The sequence below is a fragment of the Enterobacter sp. B79-1 genome (genome assembly GCF_057444735.1).
Window position 1 is genome coordinate 186743 of the sequence record NZ_JBYAZJ010000009.1, and the last position, 21882, is coordinate 208624.

Consider the following 21882-nt stretch of genomic DNA (forward strand, 5'->3'; position numbering starts at 1 on the left):
CCCTGACTGGAAAGGTTTACAGATCAGCCGTGAAACGCGTTGCGGTGCATGATATTGACCGTCTCATGCAGTTCGGACCACACCAGCACCACGTCGCCACTTTTCAGCTGGCGCTTAACATCGCTGACCTTTTGTTCGAGCGAACGTTCTTGTTCACCATAATCGGTGCCTTCACGTAATACAAAGCTTTCAATCAGATTATCGAGCGTTTCGGGAGCGAGATCCTGCCAGGGGATAATCATTTTTTACCGTCCAGAAAAGAGGTGAGCCAGTCAGGGATGCGGGTTTCCAGCCACATTTTCGGCCTGCGTAGCGTGCCGCCAACAAAGCCGACGTGCCCGCCGTACTCGGTGAGCTGATACTGCACGTTAGCCGGTAAATGCTCCGGTGCCGGAATAGAGTGATGATCCATAAACGGATCGTCTTTGGCGTGGATAATCAGCGTCGGCGTGGTGATTTGATTCAACAGCGGCATGGCGCTGCACTGACGGTAATAGTCAATCGCATCGGCAAAACCGTGGATCTTCGAGGTAATCAGATCGTCAAACTCGCGCAGACGCTTCACGCGCTTGAGCTGCTGCAGGCTAACCGGCAGGGTATCAGGGTAGGCCTTCAGCTTGCGCGCGGCGTTTGCCTTCAGCAGGTTGAGCAGGTAGCGCTGATAGACGCGGGAAAACCCTTTCTCCATATGGTAGCTGCACTGCTCGAGCATAAAGGGAGCGGAGACAATAACAGCGGCATCCAGCGGGACTGCATCACCTTCTTTCGCCAGCAGGCAGGCCAGCATATTACCGCCCAGCGAATAGCCCACCGCCGCCGTTGGCACCGTGCCAAAATTTTCTCTCAGCCAGTGTAAGAACCAGGTGCCGTCTTCGGTTTCACCGGAGTGGTAAATACGCTTCTGGCGATTCGGCTCGCCGCTGCAGCCGCGAAAATGCATCACCACCGCCAGCCAGCCGCGGGCTTTCGCCGCCTCGATTAAACCGTGGGCGTAGGGACTGTGCAGGCTGCCTTCCAGACCATGAAACACCACCAGGCGAGGTTTGTGTCGGGCCTGCTCCGGCGCTTCGCTCCAGGCGAGATCTAAAAAGTCGCCGTCCGGCAAATCCAGGCGCTGCCAGTGCGGGGTGAACTGCACCTTGCGGCGGATCAGGCGCGGCAGCATGGTTTGCAGGTGGGGGTTAGCCACGCCGCGCATGGGCACGAACTCTGCGCTCTCTTCGGCTGCAATGTCGAAGTCTGATGGAATGATTTGGGTCATAAGGGCGATGCTGATTCTTGTCAGAAATTTACTATACCTTCCGAATTGTACCCCGTTTAGCCTGGATTTCCGAACCATGAACTGATCCCGATCACAAATCTTTACCTTGATTATTACTCTCAGGCTAATGATTCAGCTCTACGCTTAATTGATGCCTTTCTCGCCAGAGCGCAGACTTTACTCAACGTTAAGCAAATCAGAATGATGTGCTGAATCAGGAGGTTAATAATGTTATCTGGGCAAACACCCACCCGGCAATGGAACACACGACGCAGCGAGAAAGCGCGTCGTCTGGCGTCCGTACCGGTGCAGGGCAAGGTACTGCCAACCGGCGATCTTGTCGCCATGCTGGAAAAACTGATCGCCCCGGGCGATAAAGTCGTGCTGGAAGGCAACAACCAGAAGCAGGCGGATTTCCTTTCCCGCTCGCTGGCTGAAGTGAACCCGCAAATCATTCACGACCTGCATATGATCATGCCGAGCGTTGGCCGCAGCGAGCATCTGGATATCTTTGAAAAAGGCATCGCCCGCAAGCTGGACTTCTCCTTCTCCGGGACTCAGAGCCTGCGTATCTCGCAGCTGCTGGAAGACGGTCAGCTCGAAATCGGTGCAATTCACACCTACATCGAACTCTACTCGCGCCTCTACGTCGACCTGTCCCCCAACGTGGCGCTGATTGCCGGTTTTAAAGCCGACCGCAAAGGCAACCTCTACACCGGGGCGAGTACCGAAGATACCCCGGCGCTGGTGGAAGCCGCCGCGTTCCACGACGGCATCGTCATCGCGCAGGTGAACGAGCTGGTGGACGACGAGTGCGATCTGCCGCGCGTCGATATTCCTGGCTCCTGGATCGACTACGTGGTCGTTGCGGACAAGCCGTTCTTTATCGAACCGCTGTTCACCCGCGACCCGCGCCTGATCAAACAGGAACATATCCTGATGGCGATGATGGCGATCAAAGGCATCTATGCGGAACACCAGGTGCAGTCCCTGAACCACGGTATCGGCTTTAACACCGCAGCGATTGAGCTGCTGCTGCCCACCTACGGCGAACAGCTCGGCCTGAAGGGCAAAATCTGTAAACACTGGACGCTGAACCCGCATCCGACGCTGATCCCCGCCATTGAAAGCGGCTGGGTGGAAAGCGTGCACTGCTTCGGCGGCGAGCTGGGGATGGAAGAGTACATCCGCGCCCGTCCTGATGTCTTCTTTACCGGTGCCGATGGCTCCATGCGTTCCAACCGCGCCTTCTGCCAGCTGGCAGGCCAGTACGCGGTGGATATGTTCATCGGCTCTACGCTGCAGGTTGACGGCTACGCCAACTCCTCAACGGTGACGCGCGGTCGTCTTTCCGGCTTCGGCGGTGCGCCAAACATGGGCCATGACCCGCACGGTCGTCGTCATGCGACCCCGGCCTGGCTGAACATGATCACCGAGCCTGACCCAATGCAGCGCGGTAAAAAACTCGTCGTGCAGATGGTCGAAACCTTCCAGGCGGGCGTGAAGCCGACCTTCGTGGAAAAACTTGATGCCGTTGACGTGGCGAAAGCCTCCGGCATGCCGCTGGCACCGGTGATGATTTACGGCGATGACGTGACGCACGTGCTGACGGAAGAGGGGATTGCTTACCTCTACCGGGCGAAAGATCTGGAAGAGCGTCGTGCCATGGTTGCCGCCGTCGCGGGGATCACCGATATCGGCCTGGGCGTTGACGCTAAACGCGTGGCGGAACTGCGCCAGAGCGGCAAGGTGGTGTATCCGGAAGATATGGGGATCCGTCGCACCGACGCCACCCGCTCTCTTCTGGCAGCCGGGAGCGTGTCTGACCTCGTTGAGTGGTCCGGCGGTCTGTATAACCCACCTGCGAAATTCCGGAGCTGGTAATGAAACTTCTGCCCCAGATTCAGGTTGAAGGCGGTGCCGAATGGCTGGCGCGAACCGCCACGCAGTGTCTGATTGACGAAGCACGACTAAGCCCGAAACCCGGTCTGGTGGACAGTCGGGGGAACGGCGCGCACCACGATTTATCCCTTGCGCTGATGGAGCGCTCCGCGCGCAGCCTGACCCCCACGTTTCAGGCGCTGGCGCAGCAGAGCTGGCAGCGTCCGGCGGACATTGCGCTTCGGCAAACCGTTGGCCGTCTTGGCCGCGAAGGCGAGCAGCAGATGATGGCAGCCACCGACGGGGTTAATACCCACCGTGGTGCGATCTGGGCGCTGGGATTGCTGGTGAGCGCGGTGGCGATGCTGGGCGGGGGGGCGACTGCGCAGGCCGTCGCGAATACCGCCGCTCAGCTGGCGAAACTCCCGGACGATGCGGCGCCGAAAGTGTTCAGCAAAGGGCTGCGCGCCACGCACCGCTACCGCGTGCCGGGCGCGCGCGAAGAGGCGCAGCAGGCGTTCCCGCACGTTATGCAGCGCGCGCTGCCGCAGCTTCGCCTCAGCCGTCTCAACGGCAGCAGCGAAACGCATGCGAGGCTCGACGCGCTGATGGCGATCATGACGTCACTCACCGACACCTGCGTGCTGTCGCGCGCCGGAATGGAGGGGCTGGACGCCATGCAGAACGGTGCTCGTGCGGTACTGAACGCCGGAGGATGCGCAACGCTTTCAGGGCAGCAGGCGCTGGCGAGCTTAGACCGTCAGATGCTCTCGCTCAACGCGTCACCGGGCGGCGCTGCCGACCTGCTTGCCGCCACGCTGTTTCTCGACCGCGTCGAAACGCCTTATTCAAAGCATTAAGAGGATGTTATGGAAAAAATTACATTGACCGTGCCCGCCAGCCGCGAAGTAAGCGGCAGGGCGCTAGCGGGCGTCGTCGGCTCCGGGGATATGGAGGTGCTCTTCACCGCCGAACCGGGCCAGACGTTAACCATTGATATTACTACCTCAGTCGACAACAGCCGTGGTCGCTGGGAGGCGCTGTTCAACCGTCTGCACACCGTCAGCAGCCTGCCCGCAGGCAAACTGACCATCCACGACTTCGGCGCGACGCCGGGCGTGGCGCGCATTCGCATCGAACAGGTCTTTGAGGGGGTAAGCCATGCGTAACGACAGCAGCTTTATCGAACTAAAAGCGCGCCAGCGCGCGCAGGCGCTGCTGGATGACGGCAGCTACCGCGAACTGCTGGATCCGTTTGAAGGCATTATCTCTCCGTGGCTTGGGCCGCAGGGCATTGTCCCACAGGCCGATGACGGCATGGTCGTCGCAAAAGGCACCATCAACGGTCAGCCTGCGGTCGTCGTCGCGATTGAAGGCGCGTTCCAGGGCGGCAGCATGGGCGAAGTGTCCGGCGCCAAAATGGCGGCGGCGCTGGAGCTGGCGGCGGAAGATAACCGCAACGGCATTCCGACTCAGGCGGTGCTGTGCCTCGAAACCGGCGGCGTGCGCCTGCAGGAGGCGAACCTCGGCCTGGCGGCGATTGCCGATATCCACGCTGCGATTGTAGACCTGCGTCGCTACACGCCCGTCATCGGGATTGTGGCCGGGACCGTGGGCTGCTTCGGCGGGATGTCCATCGCGGCGGCGCTGTGCAGCTACCTGATTGTGACTCGCGAAGCGCGTCTTGGCCTCAACGGCCCGCAGGTTATCGAGCAGGAGGCGGGGATTGAAGAGTACGACTCCCGCGACCGTCCGTTTATCTGGAGCATGACCGGCGGCGAAGTGCGCTATCAAAGCGGTCTGGTGGATGCGCTGGTAGGCGACGGCGTAAACGCGGTGAAAGCGGCGATGAACGAGGCGATTGCGAAAGGCGTACCGGCGAAACACCGCACCGATAACTACGACGATTACCTGAACCGTCTGACGAATTTCGACACCCGCAAACAGGCCGATGCCGAACAGATTAACGCGCTTTTTGCCCGGGAGGTGAAATGATGACTAACTCAATGAGCCGTGGCGAGCTCTGGCTGGAAACCCTCGCCCCGAACGCCAAACGTATCGAAGGGCTCTGCCCGTCCGTGCAGGCGGCAGACGGCGAGCTGAACGGCGAAGCGGTGCGTTTTGTTGCCGTGGTGCCGGATGCCAACAACCACTTCCCGCGCGCGGCGAAAGGTGAAGTCGGTCTGCTGGAAGGCTGGACCCTGGCGAAAGTGGTCAGTGAAACCGTCGTGGCGGATGCCGATAAGGCCGTTAAGCGCCCGATTGTGGCGGTGATTGACGTCCCAAGCCAGGCCTATGGCCGTCGGGAAGAGGCGTTTGGTATTCACCAGGCGCTGGCGGGAGCCGCTGCCGCGTATGCGAACGCGCGCCTGGCCGGTCATCCGGTGATTGGGCTTATCGTCGGCAAGGCGATGTCCGGCGCGTTTCTGGCGCACGGCTACCAGGCCAACCGCCTGATTGCCTTTAACGACAAAGGTGTGCTGATCCACGCGATGGGCAAAGAGTCTGCGGCGCGCATTACGCTGCGTACCGTCGAGGCGCTGGAAAAACTGGCGGCAACCATTCCGCCAATGGCGTATGACATCAGCAACTACGCCACGCTGGGGCTGCTTTCTAACCTGCTGGACATCAGCAACCCAGATGCCCCATCCGATAACGATCTGGCGCAGGTGAAAACTACCCTGCAGCAGGCCATCAGTGACGCACGTCAGGATATCACCTTGAAAAACCGTCTGGGTGCTGACAACCGCCGCAGCTCGGCGCTCGTACGCGAACGTATGCGAGCCAGCTGGTAAGTAAAAAAGAGACCTGCCAGAGATGCAACCCCCCGTGGGCGCGAGCGCTGCGCCCGCGTGGGAGCCTGCATCCTGAAAAATAATAAACATCGCACCAGTGCTAAAACTTTTTTTACTACAGGTGATTTATGACTTACGTAATTGTTCATGCTCTTGCACCGATTTTCGTCATCATGCTGCTGGGATTCTGGGCCGGTAAGGCAAAGATGGTCGATAACAAAAACGTTTCCCTGCTCAATATCTTCGTGATGGATTTTGCACTGCCTGCCGCGCTGTTTAGCGCCACCGTGCAAACTCCGTGGACCGGCATCGTGGCGCAGTCGCCGCTGATCCTGGTGCTGACCCTGGCGATGTGGATCACCTATGCGGCCATCTACTTCCTTGCCACAAAAGTCTTTAAGAAATCCCCGCAGGACGCGGCGGTGCTGACGCTTACCGTTGCCCTGCCGAACTACGCGGCGCTGGGTCTGCCGATTCTGGGCAGCGTGCTGGGTGAAGGATCTTCCACGTCGCTTTCCGTTGCGGTCTCTATTGCCTGCGGTTCGGTGCTGATGACCCCGTTCTGCCTGCTGATCCTGGAGCGCGAGAAAGCGCGCGCCGAGGGGAATAATTCCGGCTCGACGCTCTCCATGCTGCCGGTGCTGATGTGGCGTTCCATTAAAAAACCGATCGTGATGGGTCCGCTGCTGGGCGTGATTCTCTCCGCCATCGGCATCAAAATGCCGGAACTGGTGCTTGCGGCGATTAAACCGCTGGGGCTGTCCGCCACCGCTGCGGCGCTGTTCCTGACCGGGGTGATCCTCTCTGCCCGCAAGCTGCAGATCAACACCATGGTGATTACCTCAACCATCGCCAAGCTGCTGATTCAGCCCGCGATTGCCTGGGGTATCGTGCTGATCTTCGGTCTGCACGGCTCGGTGGCGATTACCGCTATCCTGATGATTGCGCTCTCCGCGGGCTTCTTCGGCGTGGTGTTCGGTAACCGCTTTGGCGTGCAGTCGCCGGATGCTGAAGCCGTGCTGCTGTTAAGCTCCGTACTGTGTATTCTGTCGCTTCCGCTGTTTATCTCGCTGACTTCAGGAATGTAATCATGACCACAACATTACGTCCGCACGACCTCATCTGGCTTACCGCGCGCGACGCGCTGGAAGGCATCACCGAATCCTGGGTTGAGGCAGCCTGGCATATTGGCCTGCCGGTAGTGGTGCGGCGTGATGTTGATAATGAAGGCCGTATTCCCGTTGGCGTGCGCGGCCTGCGTCGCGACCAGCGGGCGGCTGGATGGGTGAAGCCCGAAAACGTGCAGCGCGTGGTGCGGCCTGAAGACCTGTGCGCCACCGCCGATCTGCTGCGCTCGCCCTTTGTGACCCAGCCGCCGGTTCAGGTGGCGCTGCAGCTGGCTCAGCAGGCGTGGCCGTGGACGTGGGGTATTACCGGCAGCACCGGCTACGCGCTGGCGACCGGTATTCCGGTGATCCATGCCGACAGCGATCTTGATCTGCTGATCCGCGCCCCTGAGCCGATTTCCCCGGATGCTTTTACTGCATGGCAGTCGCAGCTGAGCCGCGCACTGTGTCGGGCGGATACGCAGGTCGATACCCCCGAAGGGGGCTTTGCGCTGGCGGAGTGGCTGCGCGACGGCAAAACGCTGCTAAAAACTCAATGTGGACCGCGCCTGGTGGCGGATCCGTGGCGCAGGGAGGAGTGATGAAAATACTGTTTACCTTTCCGGGGCAGGGCACGCAGCACGAAGGCATGCTGCAAAACCTGCCGGGATCGGAACTGGCTCAGGCGCGTGAGGTGCTGGGCGCCGAAGTGGATACGCTGGACAGTGCAGCCTCACTCGCTCACACCCGCGCGGTTCAGCTTTCGCTGCTGATTTCCGGCGTGGCCTGGGCGCGCGAGCTGGAGCGTCGCGGCGTGACGCCGGATATTGTTAGCGGGCTGTCCATCGGCGCTTATCCGGCGGCGGTTATCGCGGGCGCGCTGGATTTTTCGGACGCGCTGAGGCTGGTGGCGCTGCGCGGTGACCTGATGGAGCAGGCGTATCCGCACGGCTACGGCCTGACGGCCATCATGGGCTTGACCCTGCCGCAGGTGGAAACGCTGATTGAAGGCACCGGAACCTACGTTGCTAACCTGAACGCCGAAACGCAGATCGTCATCGCCGGAACCGATGAGGGGATGGCGCAGGTGGCAGAACGCGCGCTGGCAAAAGGGGCGAGCAAGGCCAGGCGGCTGGCGGTTAGCGTGCCGTCGCACTGCGCGCTGCTGGCGGAACCGGCGAAAAAGCTGGCGTCGGCGTTTGAGCCCGTTACGCTGGCTCGTCCACGCTGCGCCTACCTGAGCGGCAGTACCGGTCGCGTGCTCTGGCAGCCGGAAAAGATTGCCGACGATCTGGCGATGAACATGGCGCGAACCGTGCGCTGGCAGGAGGCGGTGATCTCCGCTAACGAACGCGAAGCGCGGCTGGCGATTGAAATGCCGCCTGGCGGCATATTGACCTGCCTGACGCGCCAGGCCGCGTGGGAAGGGGAAACCCTTTCACTGGAGCGCAGCGGGGTGGACGTGGCGGTGCATCTGGCGGGTCGGCTTCGTGCGTGAGTTTTTTGCCCGGTGGCGCTACGCTTACCGGGCCTACAATCCAGGAGTAGGCCCGGTAAGGCGCAGCCGCCACCGGGCACTAACATCAGGCACCTTCCTGTAAGCTGCGCGCATACATCCGCCCTTCGGCGGCTAATGCCCGCAGGCTTGGGTCCTGCTCGCGGTTACGGGCAAAGACAATCGCGATCAGCTGCTGCATCTGGTACGGCTCCGCCAGCTTCAACAGCTGCACGGAATTCTCGTAGACCTTCTTCATCCTGCCCGGCATCAGCGTAAATCCAACGCCTGCCTGCACCAGGCTCAGCATCGAGAAAATGTCATTAACGCGCGTGACGATTTCCGGCTCGAACCCGGCGATATGAAACGCTTCCTGAAACCCGGCGTAGGTCGCAAAGCCTTCTGCAAGCGCGACAAATTTCTGATCTTTGTAATCACGCAGATCCGCGGGGCCGCTTGTATCCAGCGTGGCGGAAGCCGGTGCGGCAAGGAAGATGTCGTCATGGAACAGCGGCAGAACTTCAAGGCTGTTGCGATCGATATCGCTTTCAGAGATGGAGATAAGAATCGCGTCCAGCGAGCCGTCATCCAGCATGTGCAGCAGGGTGTCGTTGGAGCCCATCGTCAGATCCATCTCCAGATCCGGACGGCGCAGCTTCATGCCCATAATCAGACGCGGTACGGTTTCCAGGGTGAGCGAGTAGAGCGTGCCCACGCGCAGCCGCCCCTGGCCGATTCCGGCAATTTTGCGGGACTCTTCCAGCCCGCGCTCCATCACCTGCATCACCTCCTGGCAATACTCCAGCAGCGTCCACGCGGAGGGGAGCGCAATCAGGTTACGCCCCTTGTGGGTAAAGAGCGGGCAGCGCACGTTCTCTTCCAGCGTGTGCAGCGCACGGTGCACGCTGACGCCGCTCAGGCCCAGCGTTTCGGCGGTACGCGCGATATTCCCCTTCTCCATAAACGTCATGAAGATGCTGAGCTTGCGGAATGTAATATCGCTCGTGGTATCGAAACGCATAACCCTCCCGATGGTTTAGTCGGCCTGAAGCATGGCTTCCAGCTGTTCCTGCGCGTCCAGCCACGCCATTTCGCACTCTTCGAGGCTGGATTTGGTTTTCGCCTGGGTTTGCAGACAGTCGGTCAGTTCCGCTTTGCGGCTTTGGTCGTAAAGCTCGCTGTCGCCCAGCTTCTCTTCAACGGTAGCCAGCGTGGCGTTGAGCTTTTCCATCTCTTTTTCAAGACGGGCAATCTCTTTACGCAGCGGCTGCGTCTGGGTGCGCAGCTCCGCTTCACGGCGCTTCTGGTCTTTACGCGACTGCGCGCTGTTGGCGTTGTCTTTCGCTGACTCTTCCGGCTGGTTCTCCTGCTTCTGCACGTCCGTCAGCCACTGCTGGTAGTCCTCCAGATCGCCGTCGAACGGTTCAACTTTGCCGCCGTGCACCAGGTAGAGATCGTCCGTGGTAGAGCGGATCAGGTGGCGGTCGTGCGAAACCACAACCAGTGCGCCTTCGAACTCGATCAGCGCTTCGGTCAGCGCCTGACGCATGTCGAGATCCAGGTGGTTGGTCGGTTCATCGAGCAGCAGCAGGTTCGGGCGCTGCCAGACGATCAGCGCCAGCACCAGACGGGCTTTTTCACCCCCGGAGAAGCGCTCGGTGTTTTCCGTCACCTTATCGCCCTGGAAGCCGAAGCCGCCGAGATAGTCGCGTAGCTTCTGCTCCATCTCCTGCGGCGCCAGACGCGCCAGGTGTTGAATCGGCGATTCATCCGCGCGTAAAAATTCCAGCTGATGCTGGGCGAAGTAGCCCAGCTTGATGCCCTTCGCCAGGCCGATTTCACCGCTGACCGGGTTAAGCTCGCCCGCCAGCAGTTTGATCAGCGTCGATTTACCGGCGCCGTTACGCCCCAGCAGACCAATGCGCGAACCCGGCACCAGGTTGAGCTTGATGGAATCGAGAATAATGCGCTCGGCATAGCCCGCGCTGACCTTCTCCATCTTCAGCAGCGGGTTCGGCAGGCTTTCAGGCTCGCGGAAGCTGAAGTGGAATGGGTTATCCACGTGCGCCGGGGCAATCATCTCCATGCGCTCCAGCATCTTGATGCGGCTCTGGGCCTGCTTGGCTTTTGAGGCTTTGGCCTTAAAGCGATCCACAAAGCTCTGCAGGTGCGCCACGCGCTGCTGCTGGCTTTCGTACATGGACTGCTGCTGGGCAAGGCGCGTCGCGCGCTGGCGCTCGAAGGAGCTGTAGTTGCCGGTGTACTCGAACATCGTTTGCTGTTCGATGTGAATGATTTTATCCACCACCGGGTCGAGGAAGTCGCGGTCGTGGGAGATCAGAATCAGAGTGCCCTGATAGCTCTTCAGCCACTTCTCCAGCCAAATAACGGCATCAAGATCGAGGTGGTTGGTCGGTTCATCGAGCAGCAGCAGGTCAGAGCGGCAGATCAGCGCCTGCGCCAGGTTGAGGCGCATGCGCCAGCCGCCCGAGAAGTCGCTCACCGGGCGTTCCAGCTGTTCATTGCTGAAGCCCAGGCCGTGCAGCAGGCTGGAGGCGCGGGAGCGAATGGTCCAGGCGTCGATGGCGTCCAGCTTGCCGTGAACGGTGGCGATGGCGTGACCGTCGTTGCGCTCGTTCGCGGCGTTGAGTTCTGCCTCGAGCTTGCGGTATTCACGGTCGCCGTCGATAACATAGTCGAGCGCCGGCTCACTCAGCGCAGGCGTCTCCTGGTTTACCCAGGCAAGCTGCCAGTTCCCCGGGAAGGTAAAGTTACCGCCATCCGCGCTAATCTCGTTTTTCAGCAACGCCAGCAGGGTGGATTTACCGCAGCCGTTTTTGCCGACCAGACCCACTTTTTGGCCCGGGTTGATGGTAGCAGTGGCGTTATCCAGCAGGACGCGCACGCCGCGACGAATTTGTAACGAGGAGAAAACAATCATAGAAGCGCCGTATGTTCCGACTATGTTAATTTGTCATTATGATAATGTAAGGTGTGGGCCATTTTCCCCACCGGGCCGCCATGGTAGCCCAAAACAACGACGATACACAAAAACAGAAACAAGACCGGGAGGGGAATGATGTCTCAGACAGCAAAGGTGCTGCTGCTGTATGCCCATCCGGAATCTCAGGACTCGGTGGCGAACCGGGTGCTGCTTAAGCCGGCTACACAGCTCAGTAACGTAACGGTGCACGATCTCTACGCGCACTATCCTGATTTCTTTATTGATATTCCTTACGAGCAGGAACTGCTGCGTCAGCATGACGTCATTGTGTTCCAGCATCCGCTTTATACCTATAGCTGCCCGGCGTTGCTGAAAGAGTGGCTGGACCGCGTGCTGAGCCGGGGCTTCTCCAGCGGGGTGGGGGGAAACCAGCTGGCGGGAAAGTACTGGCGTAGCGTCATCACGACCGGTGAACCTGAAAGCGCTTACCGTCACGACGGGCTGAACCGTTATCCGATGAGCGATATCCTGCGTCCCTTCGAACTGACGGCGGCAATGTGCCGTATGCACTGGATGAGCCCGATTATTGTCTACTGGGCGCGACGCCAGCAGCCACAAGAGCTGGCGAGCCACGCCAGAGCCTACGGTGAATGGCTGGCCTCACCGATTCCGGCAGGAGGTCGTTGATGGAAGGATCGAATTTACTCCTCGCCGGGGTGCTGTTTTTATTTGCGGCGGTTGTTGCGGTGCCGCTTGCGGCACGTATCGGGATCGGTGCAGTGCTGGGGTATTTGTTGGCGGGGATCGCCATCGGCCCCTGGGGGCTGGGATTCATCAGCGATGTGGATGAGATCCTCCATTTCTCCGAGCTGGGCGTCGTGTTCCTGATGTTCATCATCGGCCTTGAACTGAACCCGTCTAAGCTGTGGCAGCTTCGCCGCTCCATCTTCGGCGTGGGGGCGGCACAGGTGCTGTTCAGCGCCGCGATTCTGGGCGGGCTGCTCATGTTGACGCAGTTTTCCTGGCAGGCGGCGGTGATCGGCGGGATTGGGCTCGCAATGTCCTCCACGGCGATGGCGCTGCAGTTGATGCGCGACAAAGGGATGAATCGCAACGAAGCCGGACAGCTGGGCTTTTCGGTGCTGTTGTTTCAGGATTTGGCCGTCATCCCGGCGCTGGCGCTGGTGCCGCTACTGGCAGGATCCGGTGACGATCATTTTGACTGGGTAAAAATCTCCATGAAGGTGCTGGCCTTCGCGGGGATGCTGATTGGCGGGCGTTTCTTACTGCGTCCGGTCTTCCGCTTTATTGCCGCCTCGGGCGTTCGTGAAGTGTTTACCGCCGCGACGCTGCTGCTGGTGCTTGGCTCTGCGCTGTTTATGGATGCGCTGGGGCTGTCGATGGCGCTGGGGACGTTCATCGCCGGGGTGCTGCTGGCGGAGAGCGAATATCGTCACGAACTGGAAATTGCCATCGATCCGTTTAAGGGGCTGCTGTTAGGGCTGTTCTTTATTTCGGTCGGCATGGCGCTGAACCTTGGCGTGCTTTATACCCATCTGCTGTGGGTGGCCGTGAGCGTGGCGGTGCTGGTGGCGGTGAAAACGCTGGTGCTCTACGTACTGGCCCGTATTTACGGGCTGCGTAGCTCGGAACGCATGCAGTTTGCAAGCGTGCTAAGCCAGGGAGGAGAGTTCGCGTTTGTGCTGTTCTCTACCGCATCTTCCCAAAAACTCTTCAAAGATGACCAGATGGCGCTGCTGCTGGTGACGGTCACGCTGTCGATGATGACCACGCCGCTGCTGATGAAGCTGGTGGATACACTGCTGTCGCGCCGGTTTAACCCAGCTGATGATGAAGATGAAGCGCCCTGGGTGGAGGATGATAAGCCACAGGTTATCGTCGTGGGTTTTGGCCGTTTCGGACAGGTGATTGGGCGTTTGCTGATGGCGAACAAAATGCGCATTACGGTACTGGAGCGGGATATCAGCGCGGTCAATCTGATGCGCAAATATGGCTATAAGGTTTACTACGGCGACGCGACCCAGCTCGAGCTGCTGCGCTCGGCGGGGGCGGAAGCGGCAGAGTCCATCGTGATTACCTGCAACGATCCGGAGGATACCATGAAGCTGGTGGAGCTGTGTCAGCAGCATTTCCCGCATCTGCATATTCTGGCGCGTGCGCGGGGACGTGTTGAAGCTCACGAATTGTTGCAGGCGGGTGTGAAACACTTCTCCCGTGAGACATTCTCCAGTGCGCTGGAGTTGGGCCGTAAGGCGCTGATCTCGCTCGGCATGCATCCGCATCAGGCGCAGCGCGCCCAGATGCACTTCCGCCGGCTGGATATGCGGATGCTGCGCGAGCTGATGCCGGTCCATACCGATACGGCGCAAATCTCCCGCGTGCGGGAAGCGCGTCGCGAGCTGGAGGAGATCTTCCAGAGAGAGATGCAACAGGAACGACGCCAACTGGACGGCTGGGACGAATTTGAATAAAGGGTAACGAAAGATGGCTGTACGTAAACGCTTTATCGCGGGGGCAAAATGCCCGACCTGCCAGGCGCAAGATACTTTGGCTATGTGGCGTGAGAATAATATTGATGTAGTTGAGTGTGTTAAGTGCGGTCACCAGATGCGTGAGGCTGATAAAGAGGCCCGCGATCACGTTCGCAAAGAAGAGCAAGTGATCGGCATTTTTCATCCGGACTAGCGATATGCCCTGAGTTTTTTTAAGCTAAAGGGTACACGGGTGCAGATTTCCGCTACAATCTGCGCCAGCAATTTTCCCACGCTCAGGAGATATCATGAAAGTAGCAAAAGACCTGGTGGTCAGCCTGGCCTATCAGGTACGTACAGAAGACGGTGTGTTGGTTGATGAGTCTCCGGTGAGTGCGCCGCTTGACTACCTGCATGGTCACGGCTCCCTGATTTCTGGCCTGGAAACAGCGCTGGAAGGTCATGACGTTGGCGACAAATTTGACGTTGCTGTAGGCGCGAACGACGCTTACGGTCAGTATGACGACAACCTGGTTCAGCGCGTTCCTAAAGACGTGTTCATGGGCGTTGACGAACTGCAGGTTGGCATGCGCTTCCTGGCGGAAACCGACCAGGGCCCGGTGCCGGTTGAAATCACTGAAGTTGAAGACGACCACGTTGTGGTTGACGGCAACCACATGCTGGCTGGCCAGAACCTGAAATTCAACGTAGAAGTTGTTGCGATCCGTGAAGCAACCGAAGAAGAACTGGCTCATGGCCACGTTCACGGTGCACACGGTCACGACCATGACCACGATCACGGCCACGATGGCTGCTGCGGTGGTCACGGCCACGATCACGACCATGGTCACGACCACGGTAAAGGTGGTTGCGGCAACGGCGGCTGCGGCTGCCACTAATACCCGTCGTCTTTCAAGCCGCTGGTGCGTTGGCTGCGCTTTCAAACCCCGGTCACATAGTTATCTATGCTCTCGGGGATTTTCAAGCTTGCCGCCTTCCTGCGACTCGAAATCCATAGGGTATTTGACATGTAGGCCCGGTAAGCTTCGCGCCACCGGGCACAAAAAAAGCGGGGATATCCCGCTTTTTTTACGCCTCAATAATGAGGTGGTGGCGTCTCTTCTGACTGAGAGGCGATGTGCGACGACTGCGTTGCCTTCACTTTTTCAGTGAGCAGGCGCATCAGATCGCGCAGCTTTGCCATTTCAAGTTCATGGGCGGTTACGGTCTGGTTAAGTTCTTCGATGGTGATGTCCTGAAAAGCCAGTCGGCTTTCCAGCTCAGCCAGTCTCGCTTCAATCAATGTGTCCTTCATGGTTCACCTCGTCAATTTCACACTCGCCATAATGGGCCTGCGGCGGCGAAGTTTAACTGAGTTTATCCTCAAGTGCAGTATCCATCCCTTTGGCAAGAAACTTATTTAAACAAAAATAGTCTGAAAAGAGACGAGAATCGGGAGAGTCTGTCTGTAGATTTCTTCCGCAACGATTTATAGTACGTCACTCATTTACGTTTAATGCTGGGGTGAGAGTCCCCAGGCCCTGGAGATATGGATGAAATCACTGTTCAAAGTAACGCTGCTGGCGACGACAATGGCTGTCGCACTGAATGCACCGCTGTCTTTCGCTGCTGACAGTGCAGCGAAGCCTGCTGCAACTGCAGACAGCAAAGCTGCGTTCAAAAATGACGACCAGAAATCCGCCTACGCACTTGGCGCATCTCTGGGTCGTTACATGGAAAACTCTCTGAAAGAGCAAGAGAAACTGGGCATCAAACTGGACAAAACTCAGCTGATCGCGGGTGTTCAGGATGCGTTTGCAGATAAGAGCAAACTGTCTGACCAGGAAATCGAACAGACTCTGCAGGCGTTTGAAGCGCGTGTGAAAGGTGCTGCTCAGACCAAAATGGAAGCAGATGCCAAAGACAACGAAGCGAAAGGCAAAGCCTACCGCGATACCTTTGCTAAAGAAAAAGGTGTAAAAACCTCCTCTACTGGCCTGGTGTACAAAGTTGAGAAAGAAGGTACCGGTGATGCGCCTAAAGACAGCGACACCGTTGTGGTTAACTACAAAGGTACGTTGATCGACGGTAAAGAGTTCGACAACTCTTACACCCGTGGTGAGCCTCTTTCCTTCCGTCTGGACGGTGTGATCCCGGGCTGGACCGAAGGCCTGAAGAACATCAAGAAAGGCGGCAAGATCAAGATGGTCATCCCACCGGATCTGGCTTACGGCAAAACCGGTGTTCCGGGTATCCCAGCGAACTCTACGCTGGTCTTTGACGTAGAACTGCTGGACATCAAACCGGCACCTAAAGCGGATGCCAAGGCAGATGCTCCGGCTGACGATAAAGCTGCTGCTGCTAAGAAGTAATGCTGAAAAAAAACCGCCGCCTTTGAGGCGGCGGTTTTTTTATTGTAGGGCAGATATAATTAACACTGGAAAGCGCTATACACGCTGTATTAATTTAGTTGTCCGTGTAGATAATGAGCCTGCCCTGAAAACCTAACGACAGGCTCCTGAAAAGGAGTGTTTTTTTCATGTCCAGGTCGCTTTTAACCAACGAAACCAGTGAACTCGATTTGCTGGATCAACGTCCTTTTGACCAGACCGACTTCGATATTCTGAAATCCTACGAGGCGGTGGTGGACGGGTTAGCGATGCTCATTGGCTCCCACTGCGAAATCGTATTGCACTCCCTGCAAGATCTGAAGTGTTCCGCCATCCGCATTGCGAATGGTGAACATACTGGCCGTAAAATTGGTTCGCCAATCACCGACCTTGCATTGCGTATGTTGCATGACATGACCGGCGCGGACAGCAGCGTCTCCAAATGTTACTTCACCCGCGCCAAAAGCGGTGTGTTGATGAAATCAGAAACTATCGCCATTCGAAACCGTGACCATCGTGTCATCGGTTTGCTGTGCATCAACATGAACCTTGATGTACCGTTCTCGCAAATCATGAGTACCTTTATCCCACCAGAAACCCCAGATGTGGGCTCTTCTGTGAATTTTGCCTCCTCTGTTGAGGATCTGGTGACCCAGACGCTGGAGTTCACCATTGAAGAGGTGAATGCCGACCGCAACGTATCGAACAACGCCAAGAACCGTCAGATCGTACTGAACCTCTACGAGAAAGGGATTTTTGACATCAAAGACGCCATTAACCAGGTGGCCGATCGTCTGAATATCTCCAAGCACACGGTTTACCTCTACATTCGCCAGTTCAAAAGCGGCGATTTCCTGGGGCAAGACAAGTAATGCGTTTTGCGTTAATGGTGACAGGCCCGGCGTATGGCACTCAGCAGGCCAGCAGTGCGCTGCAGTTTGCTCATGCGCTACTTGAGGCTGGACACGAACTGGCGAGCGTCTTCTTCTATCGGGAAGGGGTCTATAACGCGAACCAGTTTACGTCACCGGCGAGCGATGAATTTGACCTTGTCCGCGCCTGGCAGGCATTAAACGAAAAGCAGGGCGTTGAGCTGCATATCTGCGTGGCTGCGGCATTGCGTCGCGGCGTGACGGATGCGGCCGAAGCGGAGCGTCTCGGCTTGCCAGGGGCTAACCTGCAGCCCGGTTTTTCGTTGAGTGGCCTGGGGGCACTGGCCCAGGCCGCGCTAACCTGCGACAGAGTGGTGCAGTTTTAATGAAGCGTGTTGCGTTTGTTTTTTCGTCTGCTCCCCATGGGAGTGCGTCTGGCAGAGAAGGGCTGGACGCGTTGCTTGCAACCTCCGCATTAACCGAAGATATTGGCGTATTCTTTCTGGGAGACGGCGTATTCCAGCTGCTGGCGGGCCAGCAACCGCAGGCAATTCTGGCACGGGACTACATCGCTACCTTCAAAGTTTTACCGCTTTACGACATTGAAACCTTCTACGTGTGTGCTGACTCTTTGGCTGCGCGGGGTCTCAATGATAAGACGCCTTTCGTGTTGGATGTCACGCTCCTCCCCGCGGGTGCGCTGCGCGAACAACTCTCTCAATATGATACTGTTCTGACTTTCTGAGGCTGACATGCTGCACACCCTGAGCCATTCCCCGTGGCAATGTGATATCGACGCGTTACTGAGCATGTTGCGCGAAGGGGATGATTTGCTGCTGATTCAGGACGGTGTGCTTGCGGCGCTTGATGGTAGTCAGTTCGTTGAAATCCTCAGCAGTGCCCCCATATCCATCTCTGCGCTGAAAGACGATCTTGAAGCGCGAGGTCTTACTGGTCAAATTTCAGCCAAAATTGACGTGGTTGGCTATACTGATTTCGTCAATCTTACTGTGACACACCCCAGTCAAATGAACTGGTGATTTGAGATCGCTGTATATTTCTTGACACCTTTTCGACGTAGCCCTAAAATTTCGCGTCCTCATATTGTATGAGGTCGATTTATTACGTGTTTACGAAGCAAAAGCTAAAACCAGGAGCTATTTAATGGCAACAGTTAACCAGCTGGTACGCAAACCACGTGCACGCAAAGTTGCAAAAAGCAACGTGCCTGCACTGGAAGCCTGCCCGCAGAAACGTGGCGTATGTACTCGTGTATATACCACCACTCCTAAAAAACCAAACTCCGCACTGCGTAAAGTATGCCGTGTGCGTTTGACTAACGGTTTCGAAGTGACTTCCTACATCGGTGGTGAAGGTCACAACCTGCAGGAGCACTCCGTGATCCTGATCCGTGGCGGTCGTGTTAAAGACCTTCCGGGTGTTCGTTACCACACCGTTCGTGGTGCGCTCGACTGCTCAGGTGTTAAAGACCGTAAGCAGGCTCGCTCCAAGTACGGCGTGAAGCGTCCTAAGGCTTAATGGTTCTCCGTTAAGTAAGGCCAAACTGATTTATCTTAATGTCACACTAAACTCTTTGAGTTTTGGACAATCCTGAATTAACAACGGAGTATTCCCATGCCACGTCGTCGCGTCATTGGTCAGCGTAAAATCCTTCCAGATCCGAAATTCGGATCAGAACTGCTGGCAAAATTTGTAAATATCCTGATGGTAGATGGTAAAAAATCTACTGCAGAAGCAATCGTATACAGCGCGCTTGAGACCCTGGCTCAGCGTTCTGGTAAAAATGAACTGGAAGCTTTCGAAGTCGCTCTCGACAACGTTCGCCCAACTGTAGAAGTTAAGTCCCGCCGCGTTGGTGGTTCTACTTATCAGGTTCCAGTTGAAGTTCGTCCGGTTCGTCGTAATGCTCTGGCAATGCGTTGGATCGTTGAAGCTGCTCGTAAACGCGGTGATAAATCCATGGCTCTGCGTCTGGCGAACGAACTTTCTGATGCTGCAGAAAACAAAGGTACTGCAGTTAAGAAACGTGAAGACGTTCACCGTATGGCAGAAGCCAACAAGGCGTTCGCACACTACCGTTGGTAATCCCTTCGGAGTATTAGTCACCAGGCGGGCGCTTCAGAGAAGCCGCCCGCTCTGGGTAACTTAACTGAACGCCTAAAGAAACAAACGAGGAATCAAATGGCTCGTACAACACCCATCGCACGCTACCGTAACATCGGTATCAGTGCGCACATCGACGCCGGTAAGACCACTACTACCGAACGTATTCTGTTCTACACCGGTGTAAACCACAAAATCGGTGAAGTTCATGACGGCGCAGCCACCATGGACTGGATGGAACAGGAGCAGGAGCGTGGTATTACTATCACCTCCGCAGCGACTACTGCATTCTGGTCAGGTATGGCTAAGCAGTACGAACCGCATCGCGTAAACATCATCGACACCCCAGGCCACGTTGACTTCACCATCGAAGTAGAACGTTCCATGCGTGTTCTTGACGGCGCGGTAATGGTTTATTGCGCAGTTGGTGGTGTTCAGCCACAGTCTGAAACCGTATGGCGTCAGGCGAACAAATATAAAGTTCCACGCATCGCGTTCGTTAACAAAATGGACCGTATGGGTGCTAACTTCCTGAAAGTTGTTGGTCAGATCAAAACCCGTCTGGGCGCGAACCCTGTTCCGCTGCAGCTGGCAATTGGTGCTGAAGAAGGTTTCACCGGTGTTATCGACCTGGTGAAAATGAAAGCCATCAACTGGAACGAAGAAGACGCAGGCGTTACCTTCACTTACGAAGATATCCCAGCAGACATGCAGGACCTGGCTGACGAATGGCACCAGAACCTGATCGAGTCCGCTGCTGAAGCTTCTGAAGAGCTGATGGAGAAATACCTGGGTGGTGAAGAACTGACTGAAGAAGAGATCAAGAAAGCTCTGCGTCAGCGCGTTCTGAACAACGAAATCATCCTGGTAACCTGTGGTTCTGCGTTCAAGAACAAAGGTGTTCAGGCGATGCTGGATGCGGTAGTTGACTACCTGCCATCCCCAGTTGACGTACCTGCGATCAACGGCATCCTGGATGACGGTAAAGATACTCCGGCTGAGCGTCACGCAAGTGATGACGAGCCGTTCTCTGCACTGGCATTCAAAATTGCTACCGACCCATTCGTGGGTAACCTGACCTTCTTCCGCGTTTACTCTGGTGTGGTTAACTCCGGTGACACCATCCTGAACTCCGTGAAAGCGGCGCGTGAGCGTTTTGGCCGTATCGTACAGATGCACGCTAACAAACGTGAAGAGATCAAAGAAGTTCGTGCGGGCGACATCGCTGCAGCTATCGGTCTGAAAGACGTGACTACTGGTGACACCCTGTGTAACCCAGATCACCCGATCATTCTGGAGCGTATGGAATTCCCTGAGCCGGTAATCTCCATCGCGGTTGAACCAAAAACCAAAGCTGACCAGGAAAAAATGGGTCTGGCTCTGGGCCGTCTGGCGAAAGAAGACCCATCATTCCGCGTATGGACTGATGAAGAATCTAACCAGACCATCATCGCTGGTATGGGTGAGCTGCACCTGGACATCATCGTTGACCGTATGAAGCGTGAATTCAACGTTGAAGCGAACGTGGGTAAACCTCAGGTTGCTTACCGCGAAGCGATTCGTGCGAAAGTTACCGATGTTGAAGGTAAACACGCTAAGCAGTCTGGTGGTCGCGGTCAGTACGGTCACGTTGTGATCGACATGTACCCACTGGAGCCGGGCTCTAACCCTAAAGGTTACGAGTTCATCAACGACATCAAAGGTGGTGTAATTCCTGGCGAATACATCCCAGCCGTTGATAAAGGCATCCAGGAGCAGCTGAAAGCGGGCCCTCTGGCTGGCTATCCAGTTGTTGACATGGGTGTTCGTCTGCACTTCGGTTCTTACCATGACGTTGACTCCTCTGAACTGGCGTTTAAACTGGCTGCGTCTATTGCCTTTAAAGAAGGCTTTAAGAAAGCAAAACCAGTTCTGCTTGAGCCGATCATGAAGGTTGAAGTAGAAACTCCTGAAGAGAACACCGGTGACGTTATCGGTGACTTGAGCCGTCGTCGCGGTATGCTGCGTGGTCAGGAATCTGAAGTAACTGGCGTTAAGATCCACGCTGAAGTTCCGCTGTCTGAAATGTTCGGATATGCAACTCAGCTGCGTTCTCTGACCAAAGGTCGTGCATCATACACTATGGAATTCCTGAAGTATGATGATGCGCCTAACAACGTTGCTCAGGCCGTTATTGAAGCCCGTGGTAAGTAATCCACAGGATTAAAACCTAAGTCCCGTGCTCTCTCCAAAGGGGAGAGCACTATAGTAAGGAATATAGCCGTGTCTAAAGAAAAATTTGAACGTACAAAACCGCACGTCAACGTTGGTACTATCGGCCACGTTGACCATGGTAAAACTACCCTGACTGCTGCAATCACTACCGTTCTGGCTAAAACCTACGGTGGTTCTGCTCGTGCATTCGACCAGATCGATAACGCACCAGAAGAAAAAGCTCGTGGTATCACCATCAACACTTCCCACGTTGAATACGACACCCCGACTCGCCACTACGCACACGTAGACTGCCCAGGCCACGCCGA

26 protein-coding genes are annotated in these 21882 nt (G+C 56.8%); 21 read left to right on the forward strand and 5 right to left on the reverse strand.

Features of this window, described 5'->3' with window-relative positions:
• Positions 1-23 precede the first annotated feature (23 nt).
• Positions 24-242: a YheU family protein gene (locus AC2T6E_RS20690; protein WP_010436326.1), complete on the reverse strand. Its 219-nt coding sequence runs from the start codon at positions 240-242 to the stop codon at positions 24-26.
• Entirely contained in the window at positions 239-1261 is a 1023-nt protein-coding gene (locus AC2T6E_RS20695) for a hydrolase (protein WP_126545828.1), read from the reverse strand. Before AC2T6E_RS20695 ends, AC2T6E_RS20690 begins: the two co-directional genes overlap by 4 nt.
• Before the next feature lie 228 nt (positions 1262-1489).
• Here AC2T6E_RS20695 and mdcA point away from each other — a divergent pair, with 228 nt between their 5' ends.
• From mdcA to mdcH, 8 genes are all read left to right on the forward strand, one after another.
• The gene (gene mdcA / locus AC2T6E_RS20700) at positions 1490-3145 is read left to right on the forward strand and encodes a malonate decarboxylase subunit alpha (RefSeq protein WP_182401683.1); all 1656 of its coding nucleotides are present in this window, start codon (positions 1490-1492) and stop codon (positions 3143-3145) included.
• Positions 3145-4002 (forward strand): triphosphoribosyl-dephospho-CoA synthase, encoded by an 858-nt coding sequence (locus AC2T6E_RS20705; RefSeq protein ID WP_182401681.1) that lies wholly within the window; start codon positions 3145-3147, stop codon positions 4000-4002. The genes mdcA and AC2T6E_RS20705 overlap by 1 nt, the downstream gene beginning before the upstream one ends.
• Before the next feature lie 9 nt (positions 4003-4011).
• A complete protein-coding gene (mdcC, locus tag AC2T6E_RS20710; RefSeq protein WP_214606155.1) occupies positions 4012-4311 on the forward strand; it encodes a malonate decarboxylase acyl carrier protein in 300 nt (99 codons plus the stop codon).
• On the forward strand, positions 4304-5137 hold the full coding sequence (locus tag AC2T6E_RS20715; protein ID WP_214606156.1) for a biotin-independent malonate decarboxylase subunit beta: 834 nt from the start codon (positions 4304-4306) through the stop codon (positions 5135-5137). The genes mdcC and AC2T6E_RS20715 overlap by 8 nt, the downstream gene beginning before the upstream one ends.
• Positions 5137-5937 (forward strand): biotin-independent malonate decarboxylase subunit gamma, encoded by an 801-nt coding sequence (mdcE, locus tag AC2T6E_RS20720; protein ID WP_486693095.1) that lies wholly within the window; start codon positions 5137-5139, stop codon positions 5935-5937. The genes AC2T6E_RS20715 and mdcE overlap by 1 nt, the downstream gene beginning before the upstream one ends.
• A 128-nt stretch (positions 5938-6065) precedes the next feature.
• The gene (locus AC2T6E_RS20725; RefSeq protein WP_024907941.1) at positions 6066-7025 is read left to right on the forward strand and encodes an AEC family transporter; all 960 of its coding nucleotides are present in this window, start codon (positions 6066-6068) and stop codon (positions 7023-7025) included.
• 2 nt (positions 7026-7027) lie between these two features.
• Entirely contained in the window at positions 7028-7645 is a 618-nt protein-coding gene (locus AC2T6E_RS20730) for a malonate decarboxylase holo-ACP synthase (RefSeq protein WP_120159467.1), read from the forward strand.
• On the forward strand, positions 7645-8541 hold the full coding sequence (gene mdcH, locus AC2T6E_RS20735; RefSeq protein WP_486693083.1) for a malonate decarboxylase subunit epsilon: 897 nt from the start codon (positions 7645-7647) through the stop codon (positions 8539-8541). The genes AC2T6E_RS20730 and mdcH overlap by 1 nt, the downstream gene beginning before the upstream one ends.
• A gap of 85 nt (positions 8542-8626) precedes the next feature.
• On the opposite strand, the gene AC2T6E_RS20740 is transcribed toward mdcH, so the two are convergent.
• Together AC2T6E_RS20740 and AC2T6E_RS20745 are read right to left on the reverse strand one after the other, a co-directional pair.
• Positions 8627-9559, reverse strand: a complete 933-nt coding sequence (locus tag AC2T6E_RS20740; RefSeq protein WP_212474691.1) for a LysR substrate-binding domain-containing protein — start codon at positions 9557-9559, stop codon at positions 8627-8629.
• Between the two features lie 15 nt (positions 9560-9574).
• The gene (locus tag AC2T6E_RS20745; RefSeq protein ID WP_108417736.1) at positions 9575-11479 is read right to left on the reverse strand and encodes an ABC transporter ATP-binding protein; all 1905 of its coding nucleotides are present in this window, start codon (positions 11477-11479) and stop codon (positions 9575-9577) included.
• Between the two features lie 135 nt (positions 11480-11614).
• Here AC2T6E_RS20745 and kefG point away from each other — a divergent pair, with 135 nt between their 5' ends.
• The 4 genes from kefG (at position 11615) to slyD (ending at position 14873) form a co-directional block, all read left to right on the forward strand.
• Complete coding sequence (gene kefG, locus AC2T6E_RS20750) at positions 11615-12169, forward strand: glutathione-regulated potassium-efflux system ancillary protein KefG (RefSeq protein WP_085928927.1); 555 nt, start codon at positions 11615-11617, stop codon at positions 12167-12169.
• Positions 12169-13974 carry a glutathione-regulated potassium-efflux system protein KefB gene (gene kefB, locus AC2T6E_RS20755; protein WP_214606162.1) on the forward strand — a complete coding sequence of 602 codons (1806 nt, stop codon included), beginning with the start codon at positions 12169-12171 and terminating at the stop codon, positions 13972-13974. The genes kefG and kefB overlap by 1 nt, the downstream gene beginning before the upstream one ends.
• A 13-nt stretch (positions 13975-13987) precedes the next feature.
• Positions 13988-14188 (forward strand): YheV family putative zinc ribbon protein, encoded by a 201-nt coding sequence (locus tag AC2T6E_RS20760; protein ID WP_010436300.1) that lies wholly within the window; start codon positions 13988-13990, stop codon positions 14186-14188.
• 94 nt (positions 14189-14282) lie between these two features.
• Positions 14283-14873: a peptidylprolyl isomerase gene (slyD, locus tag AC2T6E_RS20765; protein ID WP_089598586.1), complete on the forward strand. Its 591-nt coding sequence runs from the start codon at positions 14283-14285 to the stop codon at positions 14871-14873.
• Positions 14874-15070: 197 nt separating this feature from the next.
• Here slyD and AC2T6E_RS20770 read toward each other — a convergent pair whose 3' ends face one another.
• Positions 15071-15289 (reverse strand): protein SlyX, encoded by a 219-nt coding sequence (locus AC2T6E_RS20770; protein ID WP_010436296.1) that lies wholly within the window; start codon positions 15287-15289, stop codon positions 15071-15073.
• Positions 15290-15527: 238 nt separating this feature from the next.
• Between AC2T6E_RS20770 and fkpA the strand changes: the two genes are divergently transcribed.
• The 9 genes from fkpA to AC2T6E_RS20815 form a co-directional block, all read left to right on the forward strand.
• Positions 15528-16346 carry an FKBP-type peptidyl-prolyl cis-trans isomerase gene (gene fkpA / locus AC2T6E_RS20775; protein WP_464357380.1) on the forward strand — a complete coding sequence of 273 codons (819 nt, stop codon included), beginning with the start codon at positions 15528-15530 and terminating at the stop codon, positions 16344-16346.
• 167 nt (positions 16347-16513) lie between these two features.
• Positions 16514-17236 carry a helix-turn-helix transcriptional regulator gene (locus tag AC2T6E_RS20780; protein WP_023333674.1) on the forward strand — a complete coding sequence of 241 codons (723 nt, stop codon included), beginning with the start codon at positions 16514-16516 and terminating at the stop codon, positions 17234-17236.
• Positions 17236-17622, forward strand: coding sequence for a sulfurtransferase complex subunit TusD (tusD, locus tag AC2T6E_RS20785; protein ID WP_029485212.1), 387 nt, complete (start codon positions 17236-17238; stop codon positions 17620-17622). The genes AC2T6E_RS20780 and tusD overlap by 1 nt, the downstream gene beginning before the upstream one ends.
• Positions 17622-17981 (forward strand): sulfurtransferase complex subunit TusC, encoded by a 360-nt coding sequence (gene tusC / locus AC2T6E_RS20790; protein ID WP_108417738.1) that lies wholly within the window; start codon positions 17622-17624, stop codon positions 17979-17981. The genes tusD and tusC overlap by 1 nt, the downstream gene beginning before the upstream one ends.
• Before the next feature lie 7 nt (positions 17982-17988).
• A complete protein-coding gene (gene tusB / locus AC2T6E_RS20795) occupies positions 17989-18276 on the forward strand; it encodes a sulfurtransferase complex subunit TusB (protein WP_100167378.1) in 288 nt (95 codons plus the stop codon).
• Positions 18277-18400: 124 nt separating this feature from the next.
• Positions 18401-18775 (forward strand): 30S ribosomal protein S12, encoded by a 375-nt coding sequence (rpsL, locus tag AC2T6E_RS20800; RefSeq protein ID WP_000246815.1) that lies wholly within the window; start codon positions 18401-18403, stop codon positions 18773-18775.
• 96 nt (positions 18776-18871) lie between these two features.
• Positions 18872-19342, forward strand: a complete 471-nt coding sequence (gene rpsG / locus AC2T6E_RS20805; RefSeq protein WP_003861706.1) for a 30S ribosomal protein S7 — start codon at positions 18872-18874, stop codon at positions 19340-19342.
• Positions 19343-19438: 96 nt separating this feature from the next.
• Positions 19439-21553, forward strand: coding sequence for an elongation factor G (gene fusA, locus AC2T6E_RS20810; protein ID WP_010436278.1), 2115 nt, complete (start codon positions 19439-19441; stop codon positions 21551-21553).
• Positions 21554-21622: 69 nt separating this feature from the next.
• The coding region (locus AC2T6E_RS20815; RefSeq protein WP_048990204.1) for a GTP-binding protein at positions 21623-21882 on the forward strand (260 nt) is incomplete at its 3' end.